Below are 18598 nucleotides of genomic sequence, written 5' to 3' on the forward strand. Positions count from 1 at the left end.
CGCAAGGCCGCTCGGCCTCACGGCCCTGCCTGTCCGGCGAGGACGGGATGGGGAGGGGGAGCGAGAATCTACCGCTGGCGCGGGCGAGCCGCCCTAGCGCGGTCGGCGCTGAGCGCCGGGTGCCGTGCTTGGCGGGTTACACGGGCGGTCGATTGTCGTTCGGGAACGAAAGGGCGGCGGCCTTGGTGTTCCCCTCGCGCCGGTCGCGCGATGCGCGGGCGGCGAAGGAAGCACGGTGCGGATCTACGCACCCCATTTTTGCGCGCAATCGCGCCGTCACGACGGCGCGTTGCGTGCATCACGAGCAGCGATCACCAGTTCGACGATCCGTGGCTGATGGAAAAGCTCGCCGCGCTCGACGACGGCAAGGCCAGGACCATCCAGCACGTCACGGATACGATCTTGCACCACATCCTCGAGTTCACCGGCAAGAACCCAGAAATGGATCGGGTCGCGCTCGCAGCCAACGGCGCGAAACTGGTCGCTCTCGGCGACGGCCTGGGCCAGCGCATTGAGCGCGGCCATCCCAAGCGCACGCTCGAAGGCGAGCTGCGCGAACAGGCGATAATGGGACATGGAAAACCTCCGTATTGCCGTGATTGGCGACGACAGCGGGAGGGGCGCGGAACGCCGGGTCACAGGACCACAAAGTGGCCGGTTTGCCGGGCAGCGGGGGAACCGATTTACCCAGTAAATTGGGGGGACCGCTGATCCTTGAGGCGGCGTTCCGCGTCCCTCACGATGGGAGGAGACTGACGGACAGCCCTACCAAACAGCGCCCGCCCACCAAGGCGGTCCACCAGGCGATTTTCTGCTTTCGTTCTCGTTCCCGCTGACTCATAGAATCTTCATGCCGATCATGGCCGAACATCGCTGGCTTTACCCGATCGACTGGCCCGAGCTGTCGAGGGCCATTCGCTTCGGCCGCGCCAAGGGGCGGTGCGAGCATTGCTGCCGCCCGCATGGTCAGCGCATATTCCACTTGGGCGATGGACGGTGGTGGGACATGGATCGCCGGCAGTGGCGAGACGGGCGGGGAAAGCGGATCAGGATCGGAGCAATCGACCTTGCGGCGAGCATCCGTATTACGAGGGTCTATATCGCCTGCGCCCACCTCAACCATGATCCGACCGACAATGCGCCGCGCAACCTGGCCGCACTCTGCCAAAGGTGTCACATGATCCACGATGCGGCCGAGCATCGGCGCCGTCGATGGCTCAATGCCTATCGCCGTCGCGCAGTCGCCGACCTGTTCGCGTGGTTCGAGGCGCGCTCGATCCGGGGTATGGAGAGTGTGCCACGTGGCACACCTGCGCGACCACTGAACTTGCGACAATAGCCGCTATCGCGCCGCCCGTCCCTTGTGGGCGGGCGGCGCGCGCTGACCTGCAAGGGCAGCGGGCGCGACGGCCATGCGGGGCATGGCTGTCGCGCCGGCGGCGGGGCTGCTGGGGGCGGAAGGAAGGGGGCCGAATATCACCGGCCCCCCGATCAGATCAGGCCATTTCGTCGTCGGCAAATTCACCGCGATCCATGTCCTCGTTCTCGATCCCGTCACCGTCCATGTCGGTGTCGAAATCCTCCGGTTCGGCCTCGGGTTGATCGAACGCGCCGATCTTCATGGGGGCAGGTAGCCACCCTCCCGGAAGCCGTCCCGACACATTGACGGCAAGATCACCCTTCTTCTTGATCGTCGCGCAATTTTCGGCGCTGGAAGCACCGCATTCCTCGCGCAACAGGTCGATCAGGGCCGCACGGCGCATCTTGTCGAACAGGGCGATGGGGGCTTGCCAGCGGGTCGCAATGTCCACGCCGGTAGCGCGGGCCACCTCCTCGAAGTGATGGTGACGCGCACCGGGGGCACCGCCCGCGAACACCGTGCCGTCAACGGTCATGGCGACAAGGCCCGCCAGCAATGCCATCTTGTCATCGTGGCTCATGGCGCGAATAACGGCTCTGTTGCAAACATGGGGCACGGCCGCGCGGCGTCACCCAGTTGGGGGATTAGGCAGCATTGGCGAAATGCTTATTGAGCATAATCATGGTTTCGGTCAGGGCCGAGGGTCCAATTCCGAATGCTCTTTCAACCAGGCGCACCTCCCCCATGATACCTGGCTGCAGGCACCATGCCTGGGCCTGTCCTTTGCGTAGGGCGCGCATGACCTCGAAGCCCTTGATCGTGGCGTAGGCCGTTGGCATCGACTTGAAGCCACGTACCGGCTTGATCAGCATCTTCAGCTTGCCGTGGTCGGCCTCGAGCACGTTGTTCAGATATTTCACCTGCCGGTGCTCGGTTTCCGCCGCCAGTTTGCCTTCGCGTTTCAGCTCAGCGATTGCTGCGCCGTAGCTGGGTGCCTTGTCGGTATTGAGTTTGGCCGGCTTTTCCCAGTCCTTCAGGCCACGAAGAGCTTTGCCCAGAAAGCGCTTCGCCGCTTTGGCGCTGCGTGTCGATGACAGATAGAAATCAATCGTGTCGCCCCGTTTGTCGACCGCCCGGTACAGGTAGGTCCATTTGCCCCGCACCTTTACGTAGGTCTCATCCAGACGCCAGCTCGGATCAAAGCCGCGCCGCCAGAACCAGCGGAGACGCTTCTCCATCTCCGGCGCGTAGCGCTGCACCCAGCGATAGATCGTCGTATGATCGACATCGATCCCACGCTCGGACAGCATTTCCTCGAGATCACGGTAGCTGATGCCGTATCGACAATACCAGCGCACCGCCCATAGGATGACCTCGCCGGTAAAATGCCGTCCTTTGAAATCGTTCATCGCAACTGACCTTGACAGTACATGAGCCCAATCTTGGAAACCGTGTCAGAGTTTGCAACAGAGCCTTCCTCGGCATCCTGTCGCTGGGCATGAGCATGGGCCAATGGCTGTGCGTGCCCATGGTGCTGGCCGGCGTGGCGATGTGGGTGTGGTGCGGGCGGCGCGCAGCGGCGTCCGCGTCGCCGCGCTGAGGCGCTAGCGCGCCGGGCGCACGCCACCGACCGTGGTGCGCGTCAGGTAGCGGAACTTGCCCGCGTAGTCGGGTACGGCCCGGTGCATCGTGCACAGGTTGTCCCAGACCAGGACCTGGTCCTTCTTCCAGCGCACGCGGCAGGTGAAATCGAACCGTGTCGCATGCTCGTACAGGAACTGCAGCAGCGGTTTGCTTTCGGCATCGGTCATGCCCTCGATGCGCTGGCAATAGACCTGGTTCACGTACAGGCCCTTGCGGCCGCTGCCCGGATGGGTCACCACCAGGGGGTGCACGGTTTCACGGTCGCCCGCGTCGACGTCCATCACCTTGACGCTGGTGTTGCTGAAGCGCCGGTTCTGGGCCTGGTAGAGCGAGCCGAACACACGCGTGGCGCTGTGCACTACGTTCAACCCTTCGATGGTGGCCTGCATGGTGGGCGACAGCGTCTCCCACGCGGTGTACATGCTCAGAAAACCGGTGTCGCCGCCATGCTCGGGCACGTCGATCGCGCGCATCACCACGGCGGCCGGCGGTGCGTCCAGGAAGGTGCTGTCGGTGTGCCAGTCATCACCGATCACACGCCCGCTTTCGTTGGCTTCGCGGCGGATCATCTGCACCTCTGGATACCCTTCGATGCTCTTGAGCAGGGGCACGGGATCGACGGGGCCGAAGCGCCGGCTGAAGGCGATGTGCTGTTCGTTGGTGATCGCCTGGCCGGGAAAATAGATGACCTGGTAAGTGTGGAACGCGTCGAGGATTTCGTTCCAGGTGCTGTCGTCGAGCGGCTCGCGCAGGTCGACGCCGGTGATCTCGGCGCCCAGGACGCCGGTCAGCGGCTGGACCGCGATGCGCTCAAAGCGCTGGGAGAGGGGGACAGTGCAGCATGCATGGAAGCGTTGATCCTTAATCGAACTTGATGTTGTGCTCGCGCACGACCTGGTTGAACCCGTCGTACTGCGCCTTGAAGAACGCGCCGAACTGATCGGCGGGCATGCCGTAGAATCCAGATAGGAAATTCAACCGCATGAGGCCAAGTATGGCACGAAATCCAGATAGAATCCAGATAGGAAATTCAACCGCATGAGGCCAAGTATGGCACGAGTTTTGGGCCTCGAAACACGTTCGGCCAAGGAAGGTTGAGCGCTCGCTTGCCGCTCAATGGCAAGAGCTTGGGAGGCAGTATGCATTTGGGCCTGGCGCGCGCGCAGCTGCTTCCCCGCAGCGATGGATACCGCCGCTTCACTGGGTCACCAATTGACGCGCTGGTCTACCTCGTCGGGTTGAGCTGCCAGATCCCAATCCGGCTCGCCTTGCGCACCATCATCCACCGGCGCGTCGCAGCCCTCCCACAGCGGTGGCCCGCGTGCCGGGGTGATGTGCGGGGGGCAGACTCCACCCCGATGTGGTTCAGGATGTGGCGGATTTCGGCGCTGTGGGTGATGAAGGCAATGATGCGCATCTGCCCACCGCACATGGGGCACAGCAGCGGAAATGCCTCGTAGATGCGGGCAATCAGCACCGCCCACAAGTAATGCGCCGCTCGCTTCGGGCGTGCTTCAGGTTCGGGTGTGGGTGTGGCCGCGTTGCCCGGCGCCGCCACCCCAGGTACGCCCGCGCCAGGTTGTGCAGTCTCCACCGTGGCTGGTTGCGACGCAGCAGGCTGAGCCAGCGCCGTTACCGCCGCTCTCAGCGGCGAGTTTGGTGCCAGCACACCAAAGTAGCGGTGCCGGTGGGTGCGTGGCGGTGGCACCAGCGCGGCGATGCGGTCGATCAGTTCCAGCGGTGTGAGGTGCAGCTCATCTGCCTTGGCACCACGCTTGTCACTGGTGGGCTCGCTGCGCTGTTTGGCACAGCGGTACACCAGTTTGCTTCCCTCTTTGCGTAGGCGCTCGATGGAAAACGGTGGACGCGCGCAATAGCGCAGCAGCCGCTCCAGCGCAGCGCGGTCGTGGGCTTCGATGCAGACACCGGCGTCCACCGAGAAGCCGCTGTGTTTGTAGCCCAGCATGTCTTTGGCGTCACAGTTCTCCAGCAGGCCCCGAGCAACGAAGGCGCGCAGGATACGTTTTTGCAGTGTGGTCTGCACTGGGGCCACGGTAGCCGCATCGATGCCGGTGGCCGCGTGAAAGATGACACCCGGCGATGAGATTCGAGGGGTCGCATCAGCATCGCCCTCGCCCTCCACTTCCTCAAACACCCCGTCCACCACACAAACGTGGAAGTGGACGTGTTCATTGAGGCTGGAGCCGAATCGGTGAATGAAGGCGATGGCACCGATGTGCAGGCCTGCCTTGTCCATATGGGCCGCACCGGGGCTGTGGGTCTGCAGAGTTTGTGCGATCACCCGCAGAAAGATGCGCAGCACCATGCTCAGCACCGCTCCGTCGCGTTGCATGAAGTACCGCAACCTCTTGGGCACGGAGAGCACCCACTGGCGCACCGGCAGGCGGGGGAATACGGCCTGGCGCTGGGGGCGCTGGCTGCGCTGGTGGCTGCGGGCGTGTGGCTGCTGAACCCGTTCTTCCGTGTACTGGCCAACGCCAAGGCGCGCGAGGTCATGACGGCCGCCGCGCTGCTGGTGGTGCTGGGCGCGGCGCTGCTGATGCAACTGGGCGGCCTGTCCATGGCCATGGGTGCCTTCCTGGCCGGCGTGCTGCTGTCCGAGTCCACCTTCCGGCACCAGCTGGAGGCCGACATCGAGCCCTTCCGCGGCCTGCTGCTGGGGCTGTTTTTCCTCGGCGTGGGCATGTCGCTGGACCTGGGCGTGGTCGCCACCAACTGGCAGCTCATCGTGGCCGGCGTGGTAGCGATGATGCTGGTTAAGGCCTTGTGCATCTACGGCGTGGCGCGGCTGGCCAAGAGCTCGCATGCCGATGCGCTGGACCGCGCCGTGCTGATGGCGCAGGGCGGTGAGTTCGCCTTCGTGCTGTTCGCGGCGGCGCTGGGCGCACGCGTGATCGACCCCACCGTCAACGCCAACATGACGGCCATCGTGGTGCTGTCGATGGCGCTGACGCCGCTGGTGGTGCTGTTGCACGGCCGCTTCGGGCCGCGCGCTGCGGTGTCGATGGAGGGCGCGGAGGAGGCGCAGGACCGCCAGGCCAATGTGCTGGTCATCGGCTTCGGCCGCGTCGGGCAGATCGCCAGCCAGGGCGTGATCGCCCGGGGCGCCTCGCTGACCGTGATCGACAACGACACGGAGGTGATCCGCGTCGCGCAGGCCTACCTGGGCTTCAAGGTCTACTACGGCGACGGCGGGCGCTCCGACGTGCTGCATGCGGCCGGTGCGCACAACGCAAGTGCCATCCTGGTCTGTGTGGACGACAAGGCTGCCGCGACGCGCATCGCCGAGAGCGCCAAGCATGAGTGTCCGCATGCGCGCGTGCTGGTGCGTGCCTTCGACCGCGAGCATGCCGTGGAACTGGTCAAGACCGGCGGTGCCGACTTCGTGGTGCGCGAGACCTTCGAGTCGGCCATGAAGATGGGCTTTGAGGCGGTGCTGGCCACCGGCGCGACGGTGGACGAGGCCGAAGCCGTCATGGCCGACCTGCGCCGGCTGGACGCCGAGCGCTTCGACCTGGAGGTCGCGGGCGACGCCTTCGCCGGCCGCGCGCTGTTGCAGGCCCGTTTGCGCAAGCGCGAGAACGACGAGGCCGACACCCCGGTTGCGGCCGTCTGAGGGCGCCAGCCGCCGCCCTGCGCAAGGGCGTTGCGGCCGTCACTGCGGGCCATCGGATCCCTGGCGCTGCCCAAAGACCTCTTTGGCCGCGAGCAGCCCGTTCAGCGCCGCCGGGAAGCCCGCGTACACGGCCATCTGCATGAGGACCTCGACGATCTCCTGCTCGCTGCAGCCCACGTTGCGCGCGCCGTGCAGGTGGACGCGCAACTGGGGCCCGGCGGTGCCCATGGCCGTGAGCGCGGCGACGGTGGCCAATTCGCGCGTCTTGAGGTCCAGCCCGGGCCGGGTGTAGATGTCGCCGAACGGGAATTCGATCAACAGCCGCGCGAAGTCGGGCGCAATGCCCCGCAGGCTGTCGATCACGTTTTCGCCGGCCTGGCCATCGACTTCCTTGAGCTTGGCCCAGCCTTCGCGGTAGCGTTCGTTGTCCATGTCGTGTCCTTGGTGGTGGTAGATGGCCGCAGCGTAGGCGCGTGCCGGCGGCGCGGCCAATACCGTGTTGGTGATACCTTTCCGGTATGAAAGAGGCCATCGCGCTGCGCCATCTGCGTTAGTTCCTGGCCGTGGGCGAAACGCTGGACTTCGGCCGCGCCGCCGGGCGGCTGCGCATCTCGCGGCCGCCGCTGAGCCGACAGATCCGCGCGCTCGAAGCGCAGCTTGGCGTGCCGCTGTCCGTGCGATGGGCATCGGCGGGTGCTGCGCCAGCAGGCAAAATCGCCGCATGCTCACTTATCCCCAAATTGACCCGGTCGCGTTGCAGATCGGGCCCCTGGCGATCCACTGGTACGGCATCACCTACCTGGTCGCGTTTGCGCTGTTCATGTTCCTGGGCATCCGCCGGCTGCGCCACGAGCCTTTTGCGTCCATCACGGGGCCCGGCGCCTGGAGCCGCAAGGATGTCGAAGACATCCTGTTCCTGGGCGTGATGGGCGTGGTGATCGGCGGCCGCCTCGGTTACTGCCTGTTCTACAAGCCGGGCTATTACCTGTCGCACCCGCTGGAGATCTTCTACGTGTGGCAGGGCGGCATGGCCTTTCACGGCGGCATGCTGGGCGTGATCGCGTCCATGGTCTGGTTCGCGCGCTCACGCCAGCGCCCCTGGATGCAGGTGGCCGACTTTGTCGCACCCTGCGTGCCCACCGGGCTGGCCGCCGGCCGCGTCGGCAACTTCATCAATGGCGAACTGTGGGGCCGCTTCTCTAGTCCCGACCTGCCCTGGGGCATGGTGTTCCCGCACAGCGGCTCCATGCTGCCGCGCCACCCGTCCCAGGTCTACCAGTTCCTGCTCGAAGGCCTGCTGCTGTTCGGGCTGCTGTGGCTGTATGCGCGCAAGCGCCGCGCCGAGGGCCAGGTGGCCGCGATGTTCCTGATCGGCTATGGCGTGTTCCGCTTCACGGCCGAGTTCTTCCGCGAGCCCGACGCCTTCCTCGGGGCTCTGTTGCAAACATGGGGCACGGCCGCGCGGCGTCACCCAGTTGGGGGATTAGGCAGCATTGGCGAAATGCTTATTGAGCATAATCATGGTTTCGGTCAGGGCCGAGGGTCCAATTCCGAATGCTCTTTCAACCAGGCGCACCTCCCCCATGATACCTGGCTGCAGGCACCATGCCTGGGCCTGTCCTTTGCGTAGGGCGCGCATGACCTCGAAGCCCTTGATCGTGGCGTAGGCCGTTGGCATCGACTTGAAGCCACGTACCGGCTTGATCAGCATCTTCAGCTTGCCGTGGTCGGCCTCGAGCACGTTGTTCAGATATTTCACCTGCCGGTGCTCGGTTTCCGCCGCCAGTTTGCCTTCGCGTTTCAGCTCAGCGATTGCTGCGCCGTAGCTGGGTGCCTTGTCGGTATTGAGTTTGGCCGGCTTTTCCCAGTCCTTCAGGCCACGAAGAGCTTTGCCCAGAAAGCGCTTCGCCGCTTTGGCGCTGCGTGTCGATGACAGATAGAAATCAATCGTGTCGCCCCGTTTGTCGACCGCCCGGTACAGGTAGGTCCATTTGCCCCGCACCTTTACGTAGGTCTCATCCAGACGCCAGCTCGGATCAAAGCCGCGCCGCCAGAACCAGCGGAGACGCTTCTCCATCTCCGGCGCGTAGCGCTGCACCCAGCGATAGATCGTCGTATGATCGACATCGATCCCACGCTCGGACAGCATTTCCTCGAGATCACGGTAGCTGATGCCGTATCGACAATACCAGCGCACCGCCCATAGGATGACCTCGCCGGTAAAATGCCGTCCTTTGAAATCGTTCATCGCAACTGACCTTGACAGTACATGAGCCCAATCTTGGAAACCGTGTCAGAGTTTGCAACAGAGCCGCCTGTACTGTACAGGGACGAGGCGGTTCGCGAGATTCGGGACGAGCTGCTGTCGTGCGACGCAGTGCTGGTCTGGGTGAATCCGTTGGACATTTCAGGCGACCGCTCGCAGCTCGATCCAATGCTGCGCGAAGTCGCGGGGTGCGGCGTTGTCGTCAGCGCGCATCCTGACGTGATCGCCAAAATCGGCGTCAAGGAAGTGCTCTACACAACGCGATCCATGGAATGGGGCAGCGATGTCGATCGATACGTGGACGCTGAAGGCCTTCGCGCTCGTTTCCCCGAACATCTTGCCGCAGGCCCGCGCGTGCTGAAGCCGAACTACGGCAACGGCGGCAGGGGTAATGTTGCAAACTTGCGGCTCGGCCGCAGGAGCCCTGATCGAGCGGGAATTCAGGCGGCGATCTCGAACAGCTTCGCGACGAAGCTCGCCTGAGCCGTGATGTTGCGTCCGCCAATCTCCCGTACCTGTCCCTTCCGGATCATCGCCATTGCTTCCTGTCATGCTGTCATCAGGCTCTTGACGCCCATCTCCGGTCGGACCAGTCGTTTAATCCGTCGATGGTCCTGCTCGACGATGTTGTTCAAGTACTTGATCCGTCGCAACCGGGAGAAGCGCCAGACTTCCTTTGCTCGCTTCATCTCGGCGGCCGCGCACGGGTAGGCGGAATTCTTGTCGACGGTGATCGTCCTAGGATTGACCGTGTGCGGCTGGGCCAAGGCCTTGCGGAAGAAGCGCTTGGCTGCCCCAGCGTCTCTCGTTGCTCTGAGCAGGAAGTCGATCGTCTCGCCGCGGCTGTCGACCGCCCAGTACAGGTACATCCGGCGCCCACGCACCTAGAGGTACGTCTCATCGGCCCGCCACGAGCCATCGCATCGGCTCAGGTGTGGCCGCACCCGTTTTTCCGGTTCCGGCGCATAAGCCTGGATCCAGCGGAAGAGCGTGGTGTGACCAACTGACACGTCGCGGTCGGTGAGCATCAACTCAAGATCGCGGTAGCTCGCGGGGAACATCAGATACCACCGCACCGCCCAGAGAATGACCTCAGCCGTAAACTGCTGGCCCTTGAACAGGTTCTCCGGATTGCTCACCATCTCACCCCCCCCTCACGCAGGGTGGCGGTCCTACCCGCTGGCAGACGGGGGGCCAAGGATGCAACAGAACCATCCGACTTCCCAGACGGAAGTCTGCCCAACCTCATGAAATTGCACGACAGTTCAAAAGTCTTGGGCAGGCCATCGAGCGACGGCTCGCCGTTCGGGAATTTATTGAGGCACGACTATGGTCGGATGTCATCATATGTCGCAGCCGAACCCGTAAACTCCATCCGGCGGAGCCTCAATATCTCCCGTTCGCTCCCGGTGGGGCGACGCGATCTTCGGGATCATCCTTTAGAGCGGTTTCGACTCAGACGGGTTCCGCGCTGCACCTTGCTCTTGCAGACGTACTTCAGCCTCCTCCAGCATCTCCTGCAGAGCTTTGACCGTCACACGGCAGGACGTTGTCGTTAGGGCGTATTTCAGGTTTAGGACATGATCGCGCAGCGAGACGATGCGCTCTGGCTGTGAGATCATTAGGCCACCTCCTCGCTCTTCTGCGTTCGACAAACTCGAAATCGCTCTAGTCGGCGTAGGTACTGTGATCGGGCCGGACGCCTGCCCAGGCGTTTGCGATCAGGCGACGCAGGAGCTTCGGCTCGAGCGGGCGCGGATTAGCATAGGCAGTCGCTAGCACCAGCGCGACGGTCCGGTCGATATCGCTCTCCTCCATGCCGAGATCGCGCAGCGCCACCGGAACCCCTGCTCCCTCGGCAAGGTCGTAGATACGGCCGGCTATCCCGTCACCACCCAGCGCGCGCTTGATGGCCCCGACGGCATCGCGCGCGGCGGGCGCATTATAGGCAAGCGCGTGCGGCAGAATGATCGTGTGCGTTTCGGCGTGCGGGAGGTCGAAGGAACCGCCCAGCACGTGGCAAAGCTTGTGGTGAAGGGCCATGCTCGTCTGACCCAGGCAAATTGCGCAGAGCCACGCGCCATATAGCGCGTCGCGGCGCGCGTCCTTGTCATCCGGACACTGCGCGATGGTCGGTAATCCGCGATAGAGTGCCGCGATACCTTGCTCGGCCATCAGCTGCACGATCGGATTGCCGTTGGTCGCGTAAAGGGCTTCGACCGCGTGCGCCATCGCATTGATGCCGCTGGTGATCGAAAGCTTCGGGGGCAATGTCAGCGTCAGATCGACATCGTAGATCACCGTTTCGGGGAGAACCTTCGCCGTCACCTGCGTCGTTTTTTCTCCTGCTTCGGTCTGGCCAATGATCCGGGTCATCTCCGATCCGGCATAGGTCGTGGGAACGGCGATTTGGGGGAGATCGGTTCGGAGCGCGATCGCTTTGGACAAGCCGATCGCCGACCCGCCGCCCAAGGCTACAAGACCGTCGATCCGATGCTTTGCGACTACCACCATGGCGTCCTCGGTCACCTCGACCGGCGTGTGCATCCGTGCGTCGTGATAGGTGGCGGCGCACCGGTCGCCAAGGAGCGCGGCAACCTCCTCGGCCGCCGCCCGCTGGTCGGGAGTCGAGAGCACGAGCAACCGTCCGCAGCCCAGCCGTTCGGCCTCGTCGGGTAGCTCGCCAAGCATCCCATGACCAAACAGGACCCGATAAGGCTGACCTTCGTATACAAACGGAAAATTCATGCGATGTCCTCTTTGCATTGGAGTCGGGTGCGAGCGCGCCGCCTTCCAGAAAGCCCTAGCGCGAATGTGGATGACGACTACGCCGGCCTGCTGGAACGATCGCACTTCGCCGGTCGACGGTGCCCATTCGCGCTCGACGCTACAGGGCGCCAGTCATACGGTCCAATACTGTTACTGGCTTCCGGCTATACGGAGGAGCTATCGCTTTCGGCCAGGCTCGCGAGAAACGCATCGACGACGGGCGGCCTACCGTCGCGGAGGAACACGCAGCTGATCGCGGATACGGCTGCGGGATGCGCGATCGGCGAGAAGCAGATGCCCGGCCACGCGAGACGGGCCACCGATTCAGGAACGATGCTGACCGAATCGCTGACAAGCACCATGGCGAGCGCCGCAAACACATCTTCGGCGGGCTCCGTCACCGCAGGCTGTACGTTCACGCTCATCAGAAACCGCAAGACTTCATCGGCGAAACCGGGTCGGCCCAGCTGCGGAAATACCGTCAACGAGCGTCCGTGGATCTTCTCCAGCCCGTCAATCGGCGACGGCGGTTGCGCTGCATCGAGACGCTCGGCGAGGTACAGGCGCTCTTCGCCGATCCGCATGGTCTGGAGGTCGTGATCGACCGAATAATATCGGGCGAAGCCGATGCCCAGCTGGCCGTCGCGGAGCCGCGCGACCTGTTCGTCCTTGCTGGCTCTTTGTATCTTGACCGAGATATGGGGGCGGGCGGTCATGAAAGTGCGCACCAGCTGCGGAACGACCGTGTAGATTGTCGCTCCGAAATAGCCGATGTCGAGGCGCCCGAGCTCGCCGGCCTGCGCTGCCCTCGATTTTTCGATCGCGGTATGGCTGATATCGAGCAGGCGCTTCGCCTCGACGAGGAACAGCTTCCCGGCTTCGGTTACCTGCACACCTTTCGAGGATCGGACGAGCAGTTCGACACCGAGCTCGTCCTCCAACTGCTTGATCTGCCGCGTGATTGGAGGCTGCGAGACATGCAGCTTGCGCGCTGCGGCGGTCAGATTGCCTTCTTCGGCGACGGCAACAAAATAGCGTAGTTGGCGAAATTCCAAAACATGCTCCCATACCGTTCACGTATTGCGTGAGCCCTGCATTAGTATTTTTCTTCATCGAGCAACAGGGGCAACATTGGCCGACAAACGGAGCTGTCGGACAAACCGGTTCGATGGCAGCCGGGAAGCGAGACGAGCCCTGGTTCGCCCCGCTTCGGCGCAGGGGAGACAGATTTCAGATGACTTTGGTGACAGAGCTCACGCCTCCGGCGGCGAGCGCGCCCCCATTTTCCGACCATCCGGATCATGTAATCGCCGCCGTCACGGCGACGATCGTCGACTTGCCCCTTCGTCGACCGCATTTTCATGCAACCGGCACTCACGCCACGCAGTCGCTCGTTATGGTGGAGCTGGTCACGTCTGGCGGTGCCGTGGGCTGGGGGAGGGCGGAACGCCGGGCGGCACGGCCTTCTGGGGCGGCGAGTGCGTCGAAACGATCAAGCTGATGATCGACCATTATCTCGCGCCGGCCGTCATCGGCATTAGCGTTTTCGACCAGGAGCGAATTCTTGCTGCGATGGACCGTATCGCGGCAAACAATCATTTTGCAAAGGCGGCGATCGATATCGCCGTCCACGATGCGGCCGCCCGCTTGATTGGCATATCGGTGTCGCAGATGTTCGGCGGAACGGCGCGTTCGACCGTTCCTGTCCTATGGGCTCTGGCAGCAGCTGCCTATGAGGCCGATGTCGCCGACGCGATCGAGCAGATCGAGGCCGGCCGCCACAGCGTCTTCAAGATAAAGATTGGCAAGGGCGATGCCGCCTCGGAAACCCGGCGCGCGCTGGAGACGGCGACGACCATTCACGATGCTCATCCCGATGCAAGGTTCGTCGTCGATCTAAATCAGGCGTGGGACGAGTCGACTGCGATGCGCTGGCTCGCGGCTTTTCAGGAGCGCGATTTCCTCTTCGTCGAGCAGCCCGTTCCGGCCTGGAACGTCGAAGGCATGATCCGTCTCGCGTCGCGCTTCGAAATTCCGATCATGGCCGACGAGGGATTGTGGGATTTCCACGATGCCTATGAGCTGATCCGGCGCGGCGCGACCGACATCTATGCCGTAAAGATTGCCAAGGGCGGCGGCCTGCGGCGGGCTTTCAAGGCCGCCGCCGTTGCCGAGGCTGCCGGGGTTCCTCTGTACGGGGGGATGGCGCTCGAGAGCTCCGTCGGGACGGCGGCAGGACTGCAGCTGTTTAGCGCGCTCCCGAACCTTCCCTTCGGCTGTGAGTTGATCGGCCCCAGGCTTCTGGCGGAAGATCTCACGGTCCAGCCGATCGCGTATCGCGACCGGGAAGTCGTCGTCCCGTCAGGCGTCGGCATGGGGGTTGAGATCGACCGTGATCGTGTCCGAAGCTTCACCCGGCGCAACAAATGACAGGGGATTCCGCTCTGATACTGGCTGCCGTGGCTGTGGGTGTGGCGACATATATCCAAGGCATCACGGGCGTTGGCTTCGGGATGGTAGCGATGCCTTTGCTTGTGCTGATCGATCCCGGCGCCGTTCCTGGCCCCGTGATAATCGCCGGGATTTTCGCTTCGGTGCCTTTCCTTATTGCCGGCTGGCGACAGGTTGCGTGGCGCGAGCTCGCCATTCTGCTTCCAGGGGTCGTGATCGGTTCGCTCGTCGCGGCGATTGTCATCAGCCTTGTCGCATCGAACACCTTGCGCGCTTTCGTTGGCCTCCTGCTCGTTGTCGTAGGAGGCGCAGCGGTGTTTTCGAAGTCCCGCGCGCCGGGTCCGGTCGCTTTCACTTCGGCTGGCTTCGCTACCGGATTCATAGGCACCGTTGCGGGCGTTCATAGCGCGCCGCTTGCGATCCTCTACCGCTACGACACGCTGGCGAAGGTGCGTCCGACTGCTGCAGCGCTGTTCGTTGCGGCCTATATCCTGTCGCTTGCGGGGTTGGCGGCGATTGCTCCGAGCCAGCTGGGATCGCCGACGATCGTGCTCGCAATGATACCGGGCGTCTTAGTTGGCCTTTTTGCTGCCAGCGGGCGGTTCGCCCGGCCGGCCGGCGGCATCATGCGCCCCATCATCCTCATGCTGTGCATTCTCGCCGGGCTACGTCTCATCGCGAGTGCCATGGGAGGCGGCATCCTTGCCGCGATGGCGATATGAGCGCGGTTCTCGATGCGTCCCGCGATTTCGAATGGTCGACGGACTCGGTTCGCGGCCCCTCGGCCCTGAGCTGCTGGATGGATCGCGTCGGGGCCTGCCTGACCGAAGTCGATATCGAGAGTCGGGCTTTCGGTGGACATCGCGCTCGCATCCAGCATTTCGAATTGGGTCCGGTGCAGCTGAATTTCCTGTCCGCCACCTCGCAGCGCATCGTGCACAGCAACGCGATGATCAAGCACAGCGCGAATGATTACCTTCTCCTGTTTTTCGAGAAGGGCGCCGGGAAGCTGCGGCATTATGATCTTGAAGTCACGGCTCCCGAACAATGTTTCATTCTCCTCGACAACCAGCAACCCTATGAGCTGCTCCGGGAAACCGGGGGGATCACACTGTCGATGCGTCTCCAGGATGCCTGGCTACGCCATTGGCTCCCCCACCCTAAGACGGCGGTCGCTACACCTATCTTTGCGGAAGACGGATGGGGATCGTCGCTGGCCGCGACGCTCAAGACGATCTCTCACCATGGCCTGGCCGACGCGATCCTGCCGCGCGGGGTCATCGCCGATCAACTCGGGGCATTTCTGGCGCTGATGATGGGTGGACGGTGCCAGGCCGTCAGCCGTCATCGGGGAGAATTGTTCGTGCGCCTCAAACGATCCATGCGCGCCAGACTGGATGATCCCGATCTGGATCCCGGAACGATTGCTGATGCTGTCGGAATATCCAAGCGTCATCTGCATGGCCTGTTCGCACAGGCGGGCACGACCTTTGGCGCCTTGCTGATCGAGATGCGCCTCGAGCGCGCCGCCGGCATGCTGCGTGATGGACGTTTCAGCGGGTATCGCGCGGCCGATGTCGCATGGACGTGTGGCTTCGCCAACGCGAGCCACTTCGCGCGGCGATTCCGGGCAAAATATGGCGAGACACCCGTCCGCTACCGCAAGGGGGACGGATCCGGATCCATTCGGGCGCGTCCCGTCGCGTCGGGCCGGACTCCTTCTTGCGCTTTGACGGCAGGGGCGCCTTCTGCCGGACACAAGGAACGCCCGGCGCCTGCCGGCGCTGCGGGGGCCGAATGAGCCCGGCTCGCGATTTCAAGCCGCGAAGGTTGCGCTCGGAGAGCATTTTTCGCGCGCTGCGAGGCGCGCAGCAAAGCCTGCGCGAAGATATGATCGAACGCAGGAGAACAAGGATTCTGGGACAGGAGACGATCCGCCGGTTGCTGTCGGAAGCGACGCGTGCCGCCCTTGCGCGGCGCCCAGCAAGAACCGGTTTTGCGCGTCGAGCGGGCATGCCCTTCGCTGCAACGCAATCTTTCTAGCTCGAAGAATGAGCACCCGGACCGAGGGGTGATCACAACAGAGGCCGATTCTGGCCCATATTTGGGGAGGTTAACTTGAAACGCAACCATGGACTGCTTTCGTCCCAGCGCGCGACCGTGTCCGCTCGCGTATTGGCCGTCGGACTTCTCGCAAGCCTGCCCGGCGTTGCAGTTGCTCAGGAAACGGAGGCGTCTCCGGCACCCGAGGCAGCGCCGGCAGATGCCGCCGAGCAGAGCGGCCTGCAGGATATCGTCGTGACCGCGCAGAAGCGGTCCGAGAATATCAACAAGGTCGGCATCTCGATCACCGCGGTCGGTTCCGAGGATCTGGCGGCGCGCGGCGTTTCCGATGTGAGCGACCTCGTCAAAGTGGTGCCGGGCTTCAACTATACGCCGAGCGCCTACGGCACGCCCGTCTACACCCTGCGCGGTATCGGCTTCTACGAAACCAGTCTCGGTGCGGCGCCCGCTGTCAGCATCTACGTCGACGAGGTTCCTCTGCCATTTTCGGCCATGGCGACCGGCGCGGCGCTCGATCTCGAACGTGTCGAGGTTCTGAAGGGTCCCCAGGGTACGCTGTTCGGCGGAAACTCGACGGGCGGCGCGATCAACTACATTGCTGCCAAACCCACCCCCGATTTTCGCGCCGGCGCCGACGTCACCTATGGCCGTTTCGATCGCGCGGAAATCAAGGGCTATGTCAGCGGCCCGCTGTCCGACACGCTCGAGGCGCGTCTTGCCGTCCAATATACGCATAGCGGCGACTGGCAGCGCAGCTATACGCGCGACGACAGTCTGGGAGAGGGCAACGTCCTGATCGGCCGGCTGCTTCTGAAGTGGGAGCCGAGCGATCGGCTGACGGTCAATCTCAACGTCAACGGGTGGCGCGACAAATCTGACACGCAGGCGGCACAGCTCGTCGCCGCCGTCAGCCCCAATGCCGCGGTCAGGGCGCTCCTCGACAATTATCCCGATGCGCCGGCGAGCAATCGCGCTGCCGACTGGGATCCGGGGAAGAATTTCGAGCGCGACAACGGCTATTGGCAGGCGTCGGCCAGGATCGATTATGAACTGGGAACGGACCTCGATCTGACGTCGATTACGGCCTTTCAGAAAATCAACCGCAAGAGCCTCGTCGAGGCCGACGGCACCGCGATCGAGACGCTCGCGGTGGCGGCGCCTGGCAGGAGCAAGGACTTTTCGCAGGAGCTTCGCCTGGCTGGCGAGAGCGGGCCGATCCGGTTCGTCCTCGGTGGCAACTATGCCTATGATTTCATCGACGATTCCCTGATCACCTCGGCGATGACGAGCAGCTTTCCGTTCGATGTCGCTCGCGCGGTTTCGATCCAGAAGGTCAATACCTATGCCGTGTTCGGGAACATCGATTTCAAGGTAACCGACACCGTGACGTTGCAGGGGGGCTGCGATACACCGATCAGCGTCGCAGCTTCGAGGGCTGCACCTATGACTCGGGCGCGGGCGACCTCTCCGCGGTGATTTCGCGCTTCGCGACGCTGCTGAGCGGCATCCCGACGACGCTGCCGCCCGGAGCCTGTATCACGCTGTCGCCGACCTATCGACCCGGCGTCGTTTTCAACAATCTCAACGAGGACAATGTCTCGTGGCGCGCGGGCGTGAACTGGCAGGCGGCGCCAAGGGCCCTGATCTATGCCAACGTCAGCAAAGGTTACAAGAACGGGGCCTTCCCCACGACGGGCGCGACGGCGTCGCTTCAGCTTGCGCCCGCCAAGCAGGAATCCGTCCTCGCTTACGAGGCCGGTTTCAAGCTGACATTGTTCGATCAGACGCTCCAGTTGAATGGCGCGGGCTTCTATTACGATTATCGGGGCAAGCAGCTGCGCGGCAAGGTCATCGACCCCGTGCTGGGTCCCCTCAACGCTCTCGTCAACGTGCCGAAATCGCGGATCGCCGGCGCTGAGCTGCAGGCAATTTGGCAGCCGACCGAGGGGCTGAACATCAATATGGGCGGTACCTATATCGGCTCCAAGATTCTCGGCAATTTCATCAACTATGACGCCCTCGGCGTGCTGGGGCCGCTGTCCGGCGATCCTTTCCCGCTGACGCCGAAATGGCAGTTCGTCGGCGACGCGCAATATGAGTTCCCGGTCGGCAACGACATGAATGCCTTCATCGGCGGCGCGATGAACTATCAGGGGCGTACCAATGGTGGCCTGGGCGATCTCGCGCTTTTCGACATGCCGGGCTATACGCTCTACGACGCCCGCATCGGCGTGAAGTCGCCCGACGACAAATGGCGCGCGTCGTTCACGGTCCAGAATTTGACCGACAAATATTACTCGACGCTCGTGAACCTGCCGACCGCCGATGCGGTCATCCGCTACACCGGACGTCCGCGGACATGGGCCTTCAACCTGTCCTACCGGTACTGAGCCCGCGCGATGCTGGT

The 18598-nt window shown here is 63.5% G+C and carries 13 protein-coding genes and 7 pseudogenes; 10 read left to right on the top strand and 10 right to left on the bottom strand.

Annotated features, from left to right (window positions below; genetic code table 11):
* Nucleotides 1-276: 276 nt before the first annotated feature.
* Entirely contained in the window at nt 277-576 is a 300-nt protein-coding gene (locus B6S01_RS15150; RefSeq protein WP_062793210.1) for a hypothetical protein, read from the bottom strand.
* A 274-nt stretch (nt 577-850) separates the two neighbouring features.
* On the opposite strand from B6S01_RS15150, the gene B6S01_RS15155 reads away from it, so the two are divergent.
* Complete coding sequence (locus B6S01_RS15155) at nt 851-1339, top strand: hypothetical protein (protein ID WP_062793208.1); 489 nt, start codon at nt 851-853, stop codon at nt 1337-1339.
* A gap of 157 nt (nt 1340-1496) precedes the next feature.
* Here the strand turns inward: B6S01_RS15155 and B6S01_RS15160 are convergent, their stop codons facing one another.
* The 4 genes and pseudogenes from B6S01_RS15160 to B6S01_RS15180 form a co-directional block, all read right to left on the bottom strand.
* Nucleotides 1497-1940: a hypothetical protein gene (locus tag B6S01_RS15160; protein ID WP_234810807.1), complete on the bottom strand. Its 444-nt coding sequence runs from the start codon at nt 1938-1940 to the stop codon at nt 1497-1499.
* Nucleotides 1941-2004: 64 nt separating this feature from the next.
* Entirely contained in the window at nt 2005-2769 is a 765-nt protein-coding gene (locus tag B6S01_RS15165) for an IS6 family transposase (protein ID WP_006949122.1), read from the bottom strand.
* Between the two features lie 195 nt (nt 2770-2964).
* Nucleotides 2965-3851 (bottom strand): annotated as a pseudogene (gene rdpA, locus B6S01_RS15175) ((R)-phenoxypropionate/alpha-ketoglutarate-dioxygenase).
* 358 nt (nt 3852-4209) lie between these two features.
* Nucleotides 4210-5420: pseudogene (locus B6S01_RS15180) on the bottom strand (IS91-like element ISCR8/ISPps1 family transposase); the annotation flags it as partial.
* Between B6S01_RS15180 and B6S01_RS15185 the strand changes: the two are divergent.
* Nucleotides 5421-6641, top strand: a pseudogene (locus B6S01_RS15185) (cation:proton antiporter domain-containing protein); the annotation flags it as partial.
* Between the two features lie 39 nt (nt 6642-6680).
* Here the strand turns inward: B6S01_RS15185 and B6S01_RS15190 are convergent.
* Nucleotides 6681-7073: a carboxymuconolactone decarboxylase family protein gene (locus B6S01_RS15190; protein ID WP_031942867.1), complete on the bottom strand. Its 393-nt coding sequence runs from the start codon at nt 7071-7073 to the stop codon at nt 6681-6683.
* A 131-nt stretch (nt 7074-7204) separates the two neighbouring features.
* On the opposite strand from B6S01_RS15190, the pseudogene B6S01_RS22155 reads away from it, so the two are divergent.
* Both B6S01_RS22155 and lgt read left to right on the top strand, forming a co-directional pair.
* Nucleotides 7205-7261: pseudogene (locus tag B6S01_RS22155) on the top strand (hypothetical protein); the annotation flags it as partial.
* Between the two features lie 101 nt (nt 7262-7362).
* Nucleotides 7363-8079: pseudogene (gene lgt, locus B6S01_RS15200) on the top strand (prolipoprotein diacylglyceryl transferase); the annotation flags it as partial.
* Between the two features lie 45 nt (nt 8080-8124).
* On the opposite strand, the gene B6S01_RS15205 reads toward lgt, so the two are convergent.
* Complete coding sequence (locus B6S01_RS15205) at nt 8125-8889, bottom strand: IS6 family transposase (protein ID WP_006949122.1); 765 nt, start codon at nt 8887-8889, stop codon at nt 8125-8127.
* A gap of 21 nt (nt 8890-8910) precedes the next feature.
* On the opposite strand from B6S01_RS15205, the gene B6S01_RS15210 reads away from it, so the two are divergent.
* Nucleotides 8911-9390 (top strand): hypothetical protein, encoded by a 480-nt coding sequence (locus B6S01_RS15210; protein ID WP_156103404.1) that lies wholly within the window; start codon nt 8911-8913, stop codon nt 9388-9390.
* Here the strand turns inward: B6S01_RS15210 and B6S01_RS15215 are convergent.
* The 3 genes and pseudogenes from B6S01_RS15215 to B6S01_RS15230 all read right to left on the bottom strand — a co-directional run bounded on the left by B6S01_RS15215 (nt 9348) and on the right by B6S01_RS15230 (nt 12731).
* Nucleotides 9348-10049 (bottom strand): annotated as a pseudogene (locus tag B6S01_RS15215) (IS6 family transposase). The gene B6S01_RS15210 and the pseudogene B6S01_RS15215 sit on opposite strands and share 43 nt — an antisense overlap.
* A 526-nt stretch (nt 10050-10575) precedes the next feature.
* A complete protein-coding gene (locus B6S01_RS15225) occupies nt 10576-11655 on the bottom strand; it encodes a maleylacetate reductase (RefSeq protein WP_037468428.1) in 1080 nt (359 codons plus the stop codon).
* Nucleotides 11656-11840: 185 nt separating this feature from the next.
* Complete coding sequence (locus tag B6S01_RS15230; protein ID WP_081570488.1) at nt 11841-12731, bottom strand: LysR family transcriptional regulator; 891 nt, start codon at nt 12729-12731, stop codon at nt 11841-11843.
* Between the two features lie 179 nt (nt 12732-12910).
* On the opposite strand from B6S01_RS15230, the pseudogene B6S01_RS15235 reads away from it, so the two are divergent.
* The 5 genes and pseudogenes from B6S01_RS15235 (at nt 12911) to B6S01_RS15260 (ending at nt 18581) form a co-directional block, all read left to right on the top strand.
* Nucleotides 12911-14106: pseudogene (locus B6S01_RS15235) on the top strand (muconate cycloisomerase family protein).
* Nucleotides 14103-14849, top strand: coding sequence for a sulfite exporter TauE/SafE family protein (locus B6S01_RS15240; protein WP_037468440.1), 747 nt, complete (start codon nt 14103-14105; stop codon nt 14847-14849). Before B6S01_RS15235 ends, B6S01_RS15240 begins: the two are co-directional and overlap by 4 nt.
* Entirely contained in the window at nt 14846-15928 is a 1083-nt protein-coding gene (locus B6S01_RS15245) for a helix-turn-helix transcriptional regulator (RefSeq protein WP_020997471.1), read from the top strand. Before B6S01_RS15240 ends, B6S01_RS15245 begins: the two co-directional genes overlap by 4 nt.
* Before the next feature lie 317 nt (nt 15929-16245).
* The gene (locus B6S01_RS15255; protein ID WP_157704829.1) at nt 16246-17667 is read left to right on the top strand and encodes a TonB-dependent receptor; all 1422 of its coding nucleotides are present in this window, start codon (nt 16246-16248) and stop codon (nt 17665-17667) included.
* On the top strand, nt 17592-18581 hold the full coding sequence (locus tag B6S01_RS15260) for a TonB-dependent receptor domain-containing protein (protein WP_081570491.1): 990 nt from the start codon (nt 17592-17594) through the stop codon (nt 18579-18581). The genes B6S01_RS15255 and B6S01_RS15260 overlap by 76 nt, the downstream gene beginning before the upstream one ends.
* The last annotated feature ends 17 nt before the right edge of the window (nt 18582-18598 follow it).

Origin of the sequence: Sphingobium herbicidovorans (genome assembly GCF_002080435.1) — a bacterium.
Classification (GTDB): domain Bacteria; phylum Pseudomonadota; class Alphaproteobacteria; order Sphingomonadales; family Sphingomonadaceae; genus Sphingobium; species Sphingobium herbicidovorans.